Raw genomic sequence first — 14,913 nt, 5'->3', positions numbered from 1 at the left:
TACAGGATCGGATGCCGGAAGCTGTAGGGGCCTGACAACCGGAATCCGTCATGCCGCCAGCGACTGGGCGTCTCCCATGGCGATCATCGGGTGCAGGGCGGGGTCCAGGGTCTTGATCAGCTCGACCATGTGGTCCTCGGTCAGCGAGACGCAGCCGTGGGTGGGGCCGCCGTGGTCGAGGTGCAGCCAGATGCCGCCGCCCTTGGCCGCGCCCTCCGGGAAGCGGCCGTCGAGCGGGGAGGAGCCGACCACCCGGTTGTAGTTGATCGCGACCACGTAGTCGAAGGAACCGGCCAGCGGTTCGTTGTTGAAGCCGCGGCCGCCCATCACGAACTTGGGGTTGTGGTCGTACGGCAGCTTGGAGCCGGGGTCGGCGTTGCGGCCGCCGGCGTCGGTGAGCGAGAACAGGCCGATCGGGCTGCGCAGGTCGCCGGAGCGGTGGTCGCTGGTCCAGCCCTTGTAGGCGTTGTGGGCGGGCCAGGACTGGCCGGCCCGCCAGCCGCCGTCGTCGCCGCGGGTCCACAGCGTGACGGTGTTGTCCGAGGAGTTCTTGTCCTTGCCGCTGGCGACCAGCACCTGGCGGGTCTCGGCGGGGATCTTGGCGTTCCAGTCGGTGCCGAGGCCCGGGATGGAGGTGATCCGGTCGCGGGCGGAGCGGTCGGCGGCCGGGGGCTCGGTGCGCGAGTCGGCGGCCTTGACGGGGGCGGCCTCGGGCTCGCGGTCCGGTGCGGCGCTGGCGGTCTCGCCCTCGAAGCCGCGGCCCGGGCCGACGGTGAACCAGCCGGCCGTCAGGGCCAGCAGCGTCGCGGTGCCGACGGTGAGCTTGGCGGCGCGGCGCGGCTTCGGCTTGCGACGGCGGCGGCTCGCGGCTCGGCCCTGGGTCTGCTCGTGCTCGCCCAGGGGGGCCGGCGCGGGGGCCGAGCGGCGGTGCGAGGCGGAGCGATGGGAACCGGACATGTCGCCGATCCTCCCAGACCCGGGGGACGCCGTGGAACCCGGGCTGTGTGATGAGCCTGTGAGCGTACGAGCCCGGAGTTGCATCTCCGGTGGTGGGCGGCGTGCCGGGTGGTGCACGGCAGCCCCACGCGCCCCCTGGATTGCACGCGCGCCCGGCGGCCGGAAACCGGCCGCCGGGCGCGCGTGGGAGCGTGCGGGCGGGGCGTCAGAGGCGCATCGCCTGCGGGGTCTCCCGGCGCAGCAGGTCGGGGCCCTCGTACTCGCGGATGATCTCGTAGCGGGTGTTGCGCTCGACCGGGCGGAAGCCGGCGTCCCGGATCAGCTGGAGCAGGTCGTCGCGGCCCAGCTTGTTCGGGGTGCCGAAGTTGTCCGCGTCGTGGGTGATCTTGTACTCGACCACCGAGCCGTCCATGTCGTCCGCGCCGTGGCTGAGCGCCAGCTGCGCGGTGGTGACGCCGTGCATCACCCAGAACACCTTGACGTGCGGGACGTTGTCGAACAGCAGACGGGACACCGCGAAGGTCTTCAGCGCCTCGGCGCCGGTGGCCATCTCGGTGCGCTCCATCAGGCGGTTGCGGACCTTGCCGTCCTTGGAGTCGTGGAAGTCGTGCTGGTAGCGCAGCGGGATGAAGACCTGGAAGCCGCCGGTCTCGTCCTGCAGCTCACGCAGCCGCAGCACGTGGTCGACCCGGTGGCGGGGCTCCTCGATGTGGCCGTACAGCATGGTGGCCGGGGTCTTGAGGCCCTTCTCGTGCGCCAGGCGGTGGATCCGCGACCAGTCCTCCCAGTGGGTGTCGTGGTCGACGATGTGCTGGCGGACCTCCCAGTCGAAGATCTCCGCGCCGCCGCCGGTCAGCGACTCCAGGCCGGCCTCGATCAGCTCGTCCAGGATCTCGCTCGCCGACAGGCCGCTGATCCGCTCGAACCAGTGGATCTCGGTCGCGGTGAACGCCTTCAGCGAGACGTTCGGCAGCGCGGCCTTCAGCTCCTTGAGCGAGCGCGGGTAGTAGCGCCACGGCAGGGTCGGGTGCAGGCCGTTGACGATGTGCAGCTCGGTGAGGGACTCCGACTCCATCGCCTTGGCGAGCCGGACGGCCTCCTCGATGCGCATCGTGTACGCGTCCTTCTCGCCCGGCTTGCGCTGGAACGAGCAGTACGCGCAGGAGGCGCTGCACACGTTGGTCATGTTGAGGTGGCGGTTGACGTTGAAGTGGACGACGTCGCCGTTCTTCTGCGTCCGCACGTGGTGGGCCAGGCCGCCCAGCCAGGCCAGGTCGTCGCTCTCGTAGAGCGCGATCCCGTCCTCGCGGGTCAGCCGCTCACCGGCGTAGACCTTCGCCTCCAGCTCGCGCTTGAGCCCTGCGTCCATGCGGCGCTCCGCCTCCTCGGTCCTTCGATTCGTTGGCCAGTCGAGACTACGCCTAGAGCGCCAGCAGCTCGGCCAGCAGGGCGGGCTCCACGTTCCCGCCGCTGACCACCGCCGCGAAGACCCGGCCGCCGAGTTGCTCGGCCCGGTGGAAGAAGGCCGCCGGGGCGACCGCGCCGGACGGCTCGGCGACCAGCCGGCCGCGGCGGGCCAGCAGCGCGACAGTGTCACGGATCTCCTGCTCGGAGACGGTGACGATGTCGTCCACGTACGCGGTGAGGTGCTCGAACGGGAGCACGCCCACCGACGGGGTGCGCAGGCCGTCGGCGATGGTCCGGTAGGTGTCGGCGATCGGCCAGGCGGTGCGGATGCCCTTGCGCAGGCTCTCCTGCGCGTCCGCCGCGAGCTCCGGCTCCACCCCTATCACCCGCACGCCCGGGCAGGTCAGCTTGATCGCCGCCGCCGTTCCGCCGATCAGGCCGCCGCCGGAGACCGGCACCAGCACGGTGTCCAGGTCGTCCGGGGCGTCCTCGGCGATCTCCAGGCCGACCGTGCCCTGCCCCGCCACGATGTACGGGTCGTCGTACGGCGGCACCCACACGTAGCCGTGCTCGGCGGCCAGCTCGGCCGGGACGGTGTCGCGCCGGTCGGCCGGGACGACCAGCACCTCGGCGCCGAACGAGCGGGTGTTCTCGATCTTCACGGCGGGCGAGGTGTCCGGCATCACGACGACCGCCTTGATGCCGAGCCGCTGCGCCGCGTACGCCACCGCCTGGGCGTGGTTGCCGCTGGACTGCGCCACCACGCCGCGGGCCCGCTCCTGCTCGGTCAGCGCCGCCAGCCGGTTGAACGCCCCACGGACCTTGAACGCCCCGGTCGGCTGGAGGTTTTCCGGCTTCAGCCACAGCCGGCGCCCGTCCGGCTGCTCCGCCCACGGGCAGGGCATCAGCGGGGTGCGGACCGCCGTGCCGGCGATCCGGCGCTGGGCGGCGCGCAGGTCTTCCAGGTCGACCAGGGACATTCGGGGCCATCCTCGGGAGTTGACGGTTCGTGAAGCGACGACCCTAGTGCGCTACTCGGCGAGGTGCAGCGGCAATTCGCTGACCCGGTTCTCCCACTTGGTGGAGAGCACCACCGTGGTGCGGGTGCGGGCGACGCCCTTGGTGCCGGACAGCCGCTTCACCACCGACTCCAGGCCCTCCACGTCCGGCACCCGGACCTTCAGCATGTACGAGTCGTCGCCCGCGATGAACCAGCAGTCCTCCACCTCGGGGAGGTCCTTCAGCCGGTGCGAGACGTCGTCGTGGTCGGCGGCGTCGGTCAGTTGAAGGCCGATCAGCGCCGTCACGCCGTAGCCCAGCGTCGCCGGGTTGACGGTCGCCCGGTAGCCGGTGATCACGCCCGCCTGCTCAAGGCGGTTGATCCGGTCCGTCACGCTCGGCCCGGAGAGGCCCACCAGACGGCCCAGCTCGGCGTACGAGGCACGGCCGTTCTCACGAAGTGCCTGGATGAGCTGTCTGTCCACAGAGTCCATTACCTGCCGCGTCCTTCCGAACCTTTCCAGAACCAAGATCATTTTCTGGAATCCAAGGCGCCGAGCGCCGATCGACCGGGGTATCCCAGAGAACATACTCTCCCGTGGCGAGGCCGCTCACTCGCCCCGGCGCGAGCCGGTTTCCGGGGTGCTGCCGGTTTCTCCGAGGGCGCCCGACCAGCGGCGGTACAGGCCGTGCGGGACGCCCACCGCGTCGAGCACCCGGCCGGCCACGAAATCCACCAGCTCCCGGGCGGTCGAGCCCCCCGCGTAGAAGCCCGGCGAGGCCGGCAGCACCACCGCGCCCTGCTCGTCGAGGGACACCAGGTGCCGCAGCGTGCCGCCGGTCAGCGGCGTCTCGCGCAGGCACAGCACCAGCGGGCGGCGCTCCTTGAGCGTGACGGAGGCGGTGCGCTGGAGCAGGTCCTTCGACAGGCCCAGCGCGATGCCGGCCGCGGCACCGGTGGTGGCCGGGACCACCAGCATGCCCTTCGCCGGGTACGAGCCGGAGGACGGGCCGGCCGCGAAGTCCCCCGCGGGCCAGTAGCGGACGTCGTCCAGCTCCTTCTCGTCCCGGGCCAGCCACTGCGCCAGATCGGCCTTCCAGTGCGCGTCCCGGAACGAGATGCCGGTCTCGTCCAGGATGGTCAGCCGGGCGGCCCGGCTCACGATCAGGTCGACGGACTCGCCGGCGTCCAGCAGCGCGCGGATCACGGAGGCGGCGTAGGGGGTGCCGCTGGCGCCGGAGACGCCGACGACCCAGGGGCGGCGGGGGGTGCTCATGGGGGACATTGTCGCGGGTCGGGGCGCGGGTGGGCGCGCGGGTGGGCGCGCCCGTCTCCCGCGCCCACAATGGTCTGCATGGCTGTGGAGTTGGTGGATCTGACGCATCCCGTGGTGTCCGGAATGCCGGTGTACCCCGGGGATCCCGGGGTGGAGTTGCGGGCGGCGCTGACGACCGAGGTGGAGGGGGTGAACGTGATGGCGGTGCACCTGGGGTCGCAGACGGGGACGCACGTGGATGCGCCGTACCACCTGGACGTGCGGTGGCCGACGTTGGACGGGCTGCCGCTGGAGTTGTTCACCGGGCCCGCGGTGGTGGTGGACCTGCGGGGGCTGCCGGCGCGGGGCGAGGTGACGGCCGGGCACCTGGCGCCGGCGCTTGCGGTGTCGGGGCCGGGGACGGTGCTGCTACTGGCGACCGGGTGGCCCAAGTACTGGGGAACGGACCGCTACTTCGCGCATCCGTACCTGACCGAGGAGGCCGCGGCAGCCATCGTCGCGGCGGGCGTGCGGACCGTCGGGGTGGACGCGCTGTCGGTGGACCCGACGCCGGATCCCGGGCCGTCGAATCCTGAAGTAGCCAGCCTGCTGGCCGAGTTGAAGGACGAGCACGACCCGGCGCCGGAGCTGCCCTCGCTGGCCGCGCACCGGGTGCTGCTGGGCCCGGAGGGCGGCGGGGTGATCGCGGAGAACCTGACGGACCTGTCGCCGCTGCTGGCGGCGCAGGCGGCGGGGCTGCCGGTGGAGGTGTCGCTGTTCCCGATGCGGTTGACGGCGGCGGACGGGGCGCCGGTGCGGGCGGTCGCGCGCATCGGCTGAGCGGAGCGGTTTCGGCCAACGGGCCGCCCACGCCCGGGACTTGGTCTAGACCACCGGCGCGGGGCGGCGATAGGCTCCCGCCATGTCTCAGATCGTCGGTGTGGTCGAGCGCTTGTGGCGCTACCCCGTGAAGTCCACGGGCGGCGAGTTGCTCGACTCCGTCGAGGTGGAGGAGCGCGGACTGGTCGGCGACCGGCTGTACGCGGTGCGCGACGGCGCCGGGAAGTTCGGGTCGGGGAAGAACACCCGGCGGTTCCGGCGGATGGACGGCCTGCTGCGGCTCAGCTCCCGGCTGGGCAGCCGGATCGACGGCCCGGAGCTGTTCGACCCGCTGGGGATGCCGGTGCCGGACCCGGACGCGTTCCTGCGCGCCTACCTGGAGCAGGAGGACGTCGGGCTGGCCCGCGAAGACGCGGTCTCGCACTTCGACGAGCTGCCGGTGAGCCTGCTGACCACCGCCACCCTGGACTGGATCGCCGAGGCGGTGCCGTCCGCCGTGGTGGACGAGCGCCGATTCCGGCCGAACGTGCTGCTGCGCACCCCGCCCGGGACGCCGCCGTTCACCGAGGACGCCTGGTACGGCCGGGAGGGCCGGGTGAAGGGCGGCGTCCGGCTGGCGTTCGTCCGGTCCAGCGTGCGGTGCGTGATGGTCGGGGCGGCGCAGCCCGGGCTGCCGCACGCGCCGGAGATCCTGAAGACCGTCGCGCACGAGCGGGACTGCGAGCTGGGCGCGCTGGCGTCCGTCGCCCGGCCCGGCCGGCTGCGGGTCGGGGACGTGCTGAAGCTGGCGTGAGCCCGGTCAGGAGCCGTGGCGCGGGATCAGGCAGAACGGGTGCCCGGCCGGGTCGACGAACACCGTCCAGCGCTCGTGGCGGGCCTTGACCTCGGCGCCGAGTTCCACCACCCGCTGTTCGACGGCCGCGACGTCCTCGACCTCGATGTCCAGGTGCAGCTGCTGCGGGTGGCCGGGGTCGGGCCAGATCGGCGGGCGGTAGTCCTCGACGCGCTGGAAGCCGAGCACCTGGCCACTGGGCAGGTGGACGGTGGACCACTCCTCGTGCAGCGTCCAGCGCGGGTCGGGCCGGTCGACCTCGCCGCCGAGCAGGGCGGCATAGAAGTGGGCCAGGCCCGCCGGGTAGTGGCAGTCCAGCACCACGCACTGCAGTGTGCCGATCATCGTGATCCCCGTCCGGATCTTGTCGGGTCCTTCGTTCCAGCATGGCGCATCGCAGCGGCGGGCGGTCGGGTTTCCGTGATCGGATCGAGTTCGCCGCCGGGCAGGCGGGCGGCCGTGACGCCCGGCAGGCCGGGCAGCCAGGCGGCGGTGATCCGGTCGAGGGTGTCGCGGTCGGGCGGCTGCGGGCCCAGGCCGACCGCCAGCCGGTGGCCCGGCAGCGGGTGCGGCCAGGCGTGCACGCCGGGCGCGGGTTCGAGGGCGGTGAGCAGGGCGCGCAGGCGGCCCTTGACCGCGCCGAGCCGCTCGGGGGTGCCGGCGTCCAGCAGCAGCCAGGCGGCGTGGCGGCGGTGCAGCGGGGGCGGGGCGAGCAGCTCGGGGTGGTCGGGGCCGAGTTCCCAGGCGCGGTAGAGCTCCTCGGCGAGCAGTTCGCGGGCGTCGGCGCCGACCTGGGTGGTGCAGCTGCGGACCGGGGCGGTCGGGGTCAGCACCGTCACCGGGTCGGGGTGCGGGGGCGCGGGTTCGCCGAGCAGGGTGACGGGGTGGCGCCAGTCCCAGGCGGCCCAGGCCTCGGTGAAGCAGCGGAACAGCTCGTCGGGGTCGTCCGCGGCGTTCTCCCGGACGATCCGCGCCGCGAGCACCGTCCAGGCCAGCGACGGGAGTTGGCCGTACGGCGCGCCGTCCAGGCCGCGTGCCCGGGTCCACGCCTTGACCCGGCGGGCCAGCGCGGCGAACGCCCGGTGGCGGTCGCCGACGGCGGCGAGCACCGCCTCGGCGTCGGTGACGGCGCTGTACGCGATCGCGAAGTCCTCGGCCGGGCCGTCGGCCGGGGCCAGCACCAGGTCGACGGCCAGCGCGCCGACGTCCAGCCGGAGGCCGGGCACACGGGCGCCGCGCACCTCGCGGATGTTCCGGGCCTCGGGCAGCGCGGCGGCCACCTCGGCTGCCAAGGAGGCGACTTGGACACCGGCCGGCAGTACGGCGACCAGGTCGAGGTCCGCGCCGGGCAGCGCGCAGCCCAGTCGGCGGGATCCCACGGGGTGGAGCCCGCCGGGGAGGACGGCGGCGATCCGCTCCGTCAACTCGACTGCAGGAACGGCCGGTTCAACAGGTGCCGGGGTCAACGCCTCGGGCAGGAGGCGGAGTTCGCCGGTGCCGAGCGCGACGGTGGCGCGCGGGAGCATCGGGCCGTCGCCGCGCCGGGCGAGGACGACGAGTTCGCCGACGGGGGCGGTCATCGGCGGGAGCGCGGCGGCGCAGTCGGCGGCGGCGCGGCGCGGGTCGTCCGTCCGGCCGAGGGTGAGGTGCGGGTGGTAGCCGTCGGCGTGGGCGCGGCAGCGCGGGAAGCGGCGCTCCAGGGCGCGTCGGAGGGCCGCCCAGGGGGCGGGGTCGGCGGCGGCCGGGTCGAGCCAGAGGGTGTGTCCGGACCGCTGGGCGAAGGTCCGCACGCCCGCCAACTCGGCGGTGAACGGCGGCACTTCGGCGGCGGCTTCGGCCAGCAGCGGCAGTGCGGCGTCCCATTCGTGTTCGGCGACGAAGCCGTACAGCAGGTTGACGTGCGGCGGCCAGCGGTCGAGCTGCGGGTCGTGTGCGGCGCGCAGGCGCTGGATCGGGGGCCGGAGCCGCTCGGGCGGCAGCCAGGCGACGGCGGTGCGGGCGGTGGGCGGGGCGTCGAGGCGCTCGGCGGCGGGGGCCGGGGTGAGGTCGAGGTCGGCGGCGACGCCGTAGTGGTCGGAGGCGAACAGGCCGTCACGGGTGGGGACTTGGCCGAGCAGGCGGGCATCGTCGGCACGGGCCCGGCCGGGGCGGAGCAGCACCCGGTCGAGGCGGCCGGCCCGGCCGGTGAGGGAGGAGACGGCGGCGAGCAGGTTGGCGACCGGGTCGAAGGTCGGGGTGCGGTCCTCGGGGCCGTGCACCTCCGTCCAGGCGTCGGCGAGGCCGAGGGCGGCGGCGGGCGTCGAGGTGCTGTCGTTGAAGTCCCCGAGCACCAGCAGCTCGCCCGCGACCGCACCGAACCCCTCGGCCAGCAGGGCGAGTTCGGCCTTCCTGCGGGCGGCGCCGTCGGGCGAGTGGTCGCTGCTGAGGTGGACGGCGGCGACGGTGAGCAGGCTCTCACCGGTGTGCACGGTGATCGCGGCGACGGCCTTGTGCGGGCCGAGCTCGTGCCGTCCGGCCTCCAGCACGGGCAGCCGGCTGAGCAGCAGCAGCCCGTGCCCGTCGATCTCCCGGCCGAACGGGTCGGCGCCCAGCGTGTAGCCCCGCCGGACCCACGGCTGCGCCAACAGCAGCTTCACCAGGGCCGGCTCGACCTCCTGCAGGGCGATCACGTCGGCGTCGGCGGCTTCCAGCTCGGCGAGCAGCAGCGGGCGGCGGCGGGCGGTGTGGATCAGCTCGGGGTCGTAGCGGTCCCACAGCGTGTTCCAGGTGACGACTCTCAACTGCCCGACGGGAACGCCGGGTTGGGTGTCGGCGGGCCGCCAGCCGCGCTCGGCGTGCCAGGCGTGCGGAGTGCTCGGGGTGAAGAACGGCGCGGGCAGCACGCGCGGCGCGGTGCGCCGGCCGGCGGCGGTGGTGTCGAGCAGGTCGACGCCGGTGGCGCGGTCCCACACCACCTGGCCGTCCGCCTCGACGTGCCGGACCCGGTGCCAGGGCACGTCCCCGGCGGCGGTGAAGGTCACCAGCGGGACGAGCTTGGTGCGGTCGTCGCGCTGCCGGACGCCCAGCGTGAACCTGGCCGGGTCGAACCGGTCGTCCCAGCGGATGCGCTGGCAGATCTGCTCGATGGGGCGCATCTCAGTCCTCCTCGCCGTCCAGAGTGCCCGCCGTGTCCTCCACCGTGCCGCCCGCGCCCACGTACCAGGTGCGGTGCGCCTGCCCCGGGTACGGCGGGCTCCAGCGGTGCAGCTGCGCCGTCAGCACCTCCGGCGGGACGGGGTGCGCGCGGACCGCGTTGCGGCGGGCCAGTTCGGCCTCGTCGGCCACCAGCACCACCTGGGTCAGCAGGGCGTCCCGGCGGCGGGCGATCGCCTGCACGTGGGAGCGCTGGTGGCGGTTGAGCGAGGTGGCGTCCCAGACGGCGGCACCGCCGGGCGCGGCCAGCGCGTCCTCCAGCGCGGCGAGGCCCGCGCGCAGCACCTCGGCGTTGTCGCGCTGGTCGCCGCGCGAGCCGCGGGCCGCGCGCAGGTCGTCCAGCGCGATCCGGGTGCCGGGCAGCCCCGCCGCGAACGTCGACTTGCCGCTGCCGGCCGGGCCGCACAGGTGCGTCAGGCGCGGGAAGCGGCCCTCGCGCCAGGCCCAGGTCGCGGCGAGGGCCTCCTCGGCGGTGGTGAGCCGACCCGCCGCGAACGCCTCGCGGGCCTGCGCCCAGCAGCGGTCGCGGACGTCCGGTTCGAAGCCCTCCAGCGCCCGGCGCAGCCCCGCGCGGAGCTCCGCCAACGGGTCGGGCGCCAGCAGGCCGGCGTCCTCCGCGTGCAGGGCCGACCAGGCGACCTGCTCGCGCTCCTCGCCGCCGGTGGCGAGGGTGGCGGCGAGGGCGTGCAGCACCCCCAGGTCGGCGGCGGGCGTGAGCCGGACCAGGCCGGCCCTCCGCTCCTCGTCCGGGTACGGCCGGGCGAGCTGCGGGTGCAGGCCGACCAGGTCGGCCACCCGGCGGGCCTGCGGCAGGCCCAGGGCGGGCACCAGGCGGGGCAGCAGCAGCTCGCGGCGGACCGTGTGGAGACCGGCGGCGAGGACGCCGTTCAGGCGGGCGTCGCCGGTGCGGCCGAGCTCGTCCAGGCGGCCGGCCATCTCGTCCAGCGGCGCGAGCTCGGGCAGCGGCGCGAGCTCGGGCAGCGGCGCGAGCTGGGGCAGGCGGAGTGTCTCGGCCAGCGCGGCGGCGTCCGGCGCTCCGCCCGAACGGACGTGCCAGAGCGGGGCGTTCGGGCCGAGGCCGTTCTCGACCACGGCCGCGTGCATCCAGTGCGTACTGGTCCGGACGTGCTGCGGGCGGACCCACTTGGCCACCCGGCTGCCGAACTCCGCCCGCGCGAAGCCCGCCGCCGTCCGCACCACGTAGCCCTCCTGGCGGTCCAGGTCCAGCCGCAGGGCGCGCAGCGCGCGTTCGTCGTACCGGCCGCGCCAGAGCACGCGCGGCGTCGGGACGCCGAGGCGGCGCAGGAAGCGGACGGTGGCGTCCCAGTCGAGGCACCGGTCGGCGGACGTCCACACCGAGAAGCCGTAGAACCAGCTGTCGAGGCCGCTGTACGGGAGGGAGTGCCGGGCGAACAGGTTCTCGCCGCAGACCCGCCAGCCCGGCGGGATGCGGGGGCCGAGACGGCCCTGCAGCGCTTTCACCCACGTCCGGGAGGGGTGGTGCGCGGAGTCCAGCGAACGGGCGTGCAGGCCGTCCGCGTACAGGGTGGTGTTCTCGCCGTCGAGCTTCTCCGTGACGACGACCTCGGCCGCCGCGAGGCCGGAGAGGTCACCGCTGCGGATGTCATCGGCGGCGGCACCCGGCGACCACGGCAGGTGCGGCGTCCGGGGGTAGTGCACGCGCATGGCCGCCAGCCTAGGGACGGGGCCTCGGGCAGGGCCAACGGTTTTGCGGGCTGGGGGCTGCGCGGCAAGCGCACGGCCCGTCCGCAAGGTCGCGAGCACGTGCAGGTCATTGTCCTGCGTCGCGATCTTGCGGACGTGGTGCGTTCTCTCTCGCGCGGTTCCCCGCGCCCCTGGTTGTGCGCCCGACTGTCGTCAAACAGTCAGGCCGCGCGCGATCAGGTCGATGAGCGCGAAGGCGAACAGCGAGATCCCCACGAAGCCGTTGGTGGAGAAGAACGCCCGGTTCAGCCGGGAGAGGTCGTGCGGCTTGACGATGGTGTGCTCGTAGACGAACGCGCCGGCCACCACGGCGAGCCCGCACCAGAAGAACGCGCCGGCGTCGGTGAGGACGGCGTACCAGACCAGCAGGGCGGTGGTGAGGGCGTGGCAGACCCGGGCGCCGTTGATCGCGGCGGGGATGCCGAACCGCGCGGGGACCGAGCGGACGCCCATGCCGCGGTCGGCGGCGACGTCCTGGCAGGCGTAGATGAGGTCGAAGCCGCCGATCCAGATGCCGACGGCGAGGCCGAGGACGGCCGCGTCCCAGGACCAGGTGCCGGTGACGGCGAGCCAGGCGCCGACCGGGCCGATCGCCTGGGCGAGGCCGAGGATGGCCTGCGGGAAGTCGGTGAACCGCTTGCCGTAGGGGTAGACCACCATCGGGATCACGGCGACGGGGGCCAGCACCAGGCAGAGGGTGTTGAGCAGGGCCGCGGAGCCGAGGAAGACCACCAGCGCGATCGCGGAGCCGATGTACGCGGTGCGCAGCGAGACGGCGCCGGTGACGAGTTCGCGGTTGGCGGTGCGCGGGTTCCGGGCGTCGATCTCGCGGTCGATGATGCGGTTGGCCGCCATCGCGAAGGTCCGCAGGCCGACCATGCAGACGGTGACCAGCAACAACTCGCCCCAGTGCACGGACTTGTCGGCGAGGAACATCGCGGTGAGCGCGGCGATGTAGGCGAACGGCAGGGCGAAGATCGAGTGCTCGATCATGACCAGGCGCAGGAACGCCCGGGTCCTGCTCCTCGGGGCTTCAAAAGCGGCCGTACTCACAGGCCGTATTCCTTCCAGCGGCGGGTGACCCGGGCGGCGGTCGCCGGGTCGGAGGCGACCATCTCGGGCCAGCCGCCGTCGCGGGTGTAGCCCTCCTCGGGGAGCTTGCGGGTGGCGTCGATGCCGGCCTTGCCGCCCCAGAACTGCTGGTAGGAGGCGTGGTCGAGGTGGTCGACGGGGCCTTCGACGACGGACAGGTCGCGGCTGTAGTCGACGTTGCCGAGGGCGCGCCAGGCGACTTCCTGGTAGTCGTGGACGTCGCAGTCGGCGTCCACCACGATGATCAGCTTGGTCAGCGACATCATGTGGGCGCCCCAGATGGCGTGCATGACCTTCTGCGCGTGCTTGGGGTACTTCTTGTCGATCGAGACGATCACGCAGTTGTGGAAGCCGCCGGCCTCGGGCAGGTCGTAGTCGACGATGTCCGGGATGATCACCTTGAGCAGCGGCAGGAAGAAGCGCTCGGTGAACTTGCCGAGCGGCCCGTCCTCGGTGGGCGGCCGGCCGACCACGATGGACTGCAGGATCGGGCGGCGGCGCATGGTGACGCAGTCGATGGTGAGCGCGGGGAACGGCTCCTGCGGCGTGTAGAAGCCGGTGTGGTCGCCGAACGGGCCCTCGGGGAGCATCTCGCCGGGTTCCAGCCAGCCTTCGAGGACGACCTCGGCGTCCGCCGGGACCTGGAGCGGGACGGTCTTGCAGTCGACCATGCGGACCCGCTCGCCCGCGACGAAGCCGGCGAACAGGTACTCGTCGATGTCACCGGGCAGCGGCGCGGTGGCGGCGTAGGTGACGGCGGGCGGGCAGCCGAAGGCGATCGCGACGGGGAGCTTCTCGCCGCGCTTGGCGGCGACCGCGGCGTGGTTGCGGCTGTCCTTGTGGATCTGCCAGTGCATGCCGATGGTGCGCTTGTCGTGCCGCTGCAGCCGGTACAGGCCGAGGTTGCGGACGCCCGAGTCCGGGTCCTTGGTGTGGGTCAGGCCGAGGTTGAAGAAGGAGCCGCCGTCCTCGGGCCAGGTGAACAGCGCGGGCAGCCGCTCCAGGTCGACGTCCTCTCCGGTGAGCACGACCTCCTGCACCGGGGCGTCGCCGGACTTCACGTTCTTCGGCGGGACGTGCGCCATCGAGGCGAGCTTGCCGAAGGCCTCGCGGAAGCCGGTGAAGCCCTGCGGCAGCTCGGGCTTGAGCAGGCCGCCGATCTTCTCGGCGATGTCGTCGGGGGATTTCAGGCCGAGGGCCTTGGAGAGCCGGCGCTCGGTACCGAAGACGTTCATGGCCAGCGGCATCGCCGAGCCCTTGACGTTCTCGAAGAGCAGCGCGGGGCCCTTGGCCTTCTGCACCCGGTCGACGATCTCGCCGACCTCCAGATAGGGGTCGACCTCCACCTTGATCCGCTTCAGGTCGCCCTCCCGTTCCAGGGCCCGGAGGAAGGAACGGAGATCGTCGTATGCCATACCTGTCAGTATCCGATACGGGCTAACCTGACCCCGCCAAGGGTCCTGTTCGAACGTATTTCGGAGTTCTGCGCTGTGCTTCTGCGAGTCGTCCCCACGGTGGCCCTGCTGGCTCTGTGGGTGTGGGCGTTCATCGACTGTCTGACCACCCCCGAGGACGAGATCCGCCACCTGCCGAAGGTGGTGTGGGTGCTGATCGTGCTGCTGTTCCCGCTGGTCGGCTCGATCGCCTGGCTGGTGGCCGGCAAGAACCGGGCCCGCCGCCGGGCGGCGTGGCCGGACGGGCCGGCGGCCGGGCGGGCGGGGTACGAGCGGCCGCGACCGCTCGCGCCGGACGACGACCCGGAGTTCCTGGCCTCGTTGAAGCGCGGCAACGATCAGCACGAGGAGATGCTCAAGCAGTGGGAGGCGGATCTGCGCCGCCGCGAGGAGGATCTGCGCCGGGGCGAGGAGCGTCCCGAGGACGGCTCCAAGGGCTGATCCCGCCTTTTGGCGCATCCCTACGATCCAGCCGTTCCCCAGTCCCGTTCGAGTCGGCCGCCGGCCCTCGCGCGCCCCTTCCGGAGGGCCGCGTTCCGGCGGCCTTCGCATGCCCACCATCTTGCCGCTGACCTGCCAATTCACCGGTCCCGACGATCCCGGTGGGGGGTATCCCCCGGCCCCTGCCGGAAGCGACCCGGCGGTAGGGGTGTGCGCCCCCTTCTGTGTGCCCTCTACAGCGATCGGGTTCCGACCTTGTACGGAATCGACGCCGAAACGCGGGCGCACTGGCTCGTACTGTCGTAGCAGAAGAGGTGTTCCCTGGCTCACGTGACCTTGTGGAGTGGTTCGAGATGACGGTCCTGCACGACGCGCCGGTCGGCGGCGAGGCTCCGGCCGACGCCCGTAGCCGGGTGGCCGAACTCCACGAGCTGCGCGAGCAGGTCCGCCGGGGCCCCAGCGAGAAGGCCACCGAGGCGCAGCATGCCAAGGGCAAGCTGACCGCTCGGGAGCGGATCGAGCTTTTGCTGGACGAGGGCTCGTTCCACGAGGTGGAGCCGCTGCGCCGGCACCGTGCTCAGGGCTTCGGTCTGGAGGCGAAGAAGCCGCACACCGACGGCGTGGTCGTCGGCTGGGGCACCGTCCACGGCCGCACCGTGTTCACCTACGCGCACGACTTCCGGATCTTCGGCGGCGCGCTGGGCGAGGCCCACGCCCA

Annotated in this window: 14 protein-coding genes; 4 read left to right on the top strand and 10 right to left on the bottom strand. The window is 73.3% G+C overall.

Annotated elements, in window-relative coordinates:
- Nucleotides 1-48: 48 nt before the first annotated feature.
- The 5 genes from ACWEMJ_RS12445 to ACWEMJ_RS12425 form a co-directional block, all read right to left on the bottom strand.
- Entirely contained in the window at nucleotides 49-957 is a 909-nt protein-coding gene (locus tag ACWEMJ_RS12445; RefSeq protein ID WP_452136971.1) for a L,D-transpeptidase family protein, read from the bottom strand.
- 205 nt (nucleotides 958-1,162) lie between these two features.
- The gene (gene mqnE, locus ACWEMJ_RS12440) at nucleotides 1,163-2,326 is read right to left on the bottom strand and encodes an aminofutalosine synthase MqnE (RefSeq protein WP_452136970.1); all 1,164 of its coding nucleotides are present in this window, start codon (nucleotides 2,324-2,326) and stop codon (nucleotides 1,163-1,165) included.
- 52 nt (nucleotides 2,327-2,378) lie between these two features.
- Complete coding sequence (locus ACWEMJ_RS12435; protein ID WP_452136969.1) at nucleotides 2,379-3,344, bottom strand: threonine ammonia-lyase; 966 nt, start codon at nucleotides 3,342-3,344, stop codon at nucleotides 2,379-2,381.
- A gap of 51 nt (nucleotides 3,345-3,395) precedes the next feature.
- Nucleotides 3,396-3,857 (bottom strand): Lrp/AsnC family transcriptional regulator, encoded by a 462-nt coding sequence (locus tag ACWEMJ_RS12430; protein ID WP_030462120.1) that lies wholly within the window; start codon nucleotides 3,855-3,857, stop codon nucleotides 3,396-3,398.
- A 117-nt stretch (nucleotides 3,858-3,974) separates the two neighbouring features.
- A complete protein-coding gene (locus ACWEMJ_RS12425) occupies nucleotides 3,975-4,640 on the bottom strand; it encodes a UbiX family flavin prenyltransferase (protein ID WP_452136968.1) in 666 nt (221 codons plus the stop codon).
- Between the two features lie 78 nt (nucleotides 4,641-4,718).
- On the opposite strand from ACWEMJ_RS12425, the gene ACWEMJ_RS12420 reads away from it, so the two are divergent.
- Together ACWEMJ_RS12420 and ACWEMJ_RS12415 are read left to right on the top strand one after the other, a co-directional pair.
- Nucleotides 4,719-5,459, top strand: coding sequence for a cyclase family protein (locus ACWEMJ_RS12420; RefSeq protein ID WP_452136967.1), 741 nt, complete (start codon nucleotides 4,719-4,721; stop codon nucleotides 5,457-5,459).
- Between the two features lie 82 nt (nucleotides 5,460-5,541).
- A complete protein-coding gene (locus tag ACWEMJ_RS12415) occupies nucleotides 5,542-6,252 on the top strand; it encodes an MOSC domain-containing protein (RefSeq protein WP_452136966.1) in 711 nt (236 codons plus the stop codon).
- A gap of 6 nt (nucleotides 6,253-6,258) precedes the next feature.
- On the opposite strand, the gene ACWEMJ_RS12410 is transcribed toward ACWEMJ_RS12415, so the two are convergent.
- The 5 genes from ACWEMJ_RS12410 to ACWEMJ_RS12390 all read right to left on the bottom strand — a co-directional run bounded on the left by ACWEMJ_RS12410 (nucleotide 6,259) and on the right by ACWEMJ_RS12390 (nucleotide 13,715).
- Nucleotides 6,259-6,636 (bottom strand): VOC family protein, encoded by a 378-nt coding sequence (locus tag ACWEMJ_RS12410; protein ID WP_452136965.1) that lies wholly within the window; start codon nucleotides 6,634-6,636, stop codon nucleotides 6,259-6,261.
- Nucleotides 6,633-9,425 (bottom strand): RNA repair domain-containing protein, encoded by a 2,793-nt coding sequence (locus tag ACWEMJ_RS12405; RefSeq protein WP_452136964.1) that lies wholly within the window; start codon nucleotides 9,423-9,425, stop codon nucleotides 6,633-6,635. The genes ACWEMJ_RS12410 and ACWEMJ_RS12405 overlap by 4 nt, the downstream gene beginning before the upstream one ends.
- 1 nt (nucleotide 9,426) lies before the next feature.
- Complete coding sequence (locus tag ACWEMJ_RS12400) at nucleotides 9,427-11,169, bottom strand: RNA ligase family protein (protein ID WP_452136963.1); 1,743 nt, start codon at nucleotides 11,167-11,169, stop codon at nucleotides 9,427-9,429.
- Between the two features lie 192 nt (nucleotides 11,170-11,361).
- Entirely contained in the window at nucleotides 11,362-12,261 is a 900-nt protein-coding gene (mqnP, locus tag ACWEMJ_RS12395) for a menaquinone biosynthesis prenyltransferase MqnP (RefSeq protein ID WP_452136962.1), read from the bottom strand.
- Nucleotides 12,258-13,715: a menaquinone biosynthesis decarboxylase gene (locus ACWEMJ_RS12390; protein WP_452136961.1), complete on the bottom strand. Its 1,458-nt coding sequence runs from the start codon at nucleotides 13,713-13,715 to the stop codon at nucleotides 12,258-12,260. Before ACWEMJ_RS12390 ends, mqnP begins: the two co-directional genes overlap by 4 nt.
- Nucleotides 13,716-13,790: 75 nt before the next feature.
- On the opposite strand from ACWEMJ_RS12390, the gene ACWEMJ_RS12385 reads away from it, so the two are divergent.
- Nucleotides 13,791-14,195, top strand: a complete 405-nt coding sequence (locus ACWEMJ_RS12385; RefSeq protein ID WP_452136960.1) for a PLD nuclease N-terminal domain-containing protein — start codon at nucleotides 13,791-13,793, stop codon at nucleotides 14,193-14,195.
- 353 nt (nucleotides 14,196-14,548) lie between these two features.
- The coding region (locus ACWEMJ_RS12380; protein WP_452136959.1) for a carboxyl transferase domain-containing protein at nucleotides 14,549-14,913 on the top strand (365 nt) is incomplete at its 3' end.

The sequence above is a fragment of the Kitasatospora sp. NPDC004531 genome (assembly GCF_053602195.1).
Note: the sequence above shows the minus strand (reverse complement) of the source record. Positions and strands in the feature narration are given on the sequence as shown.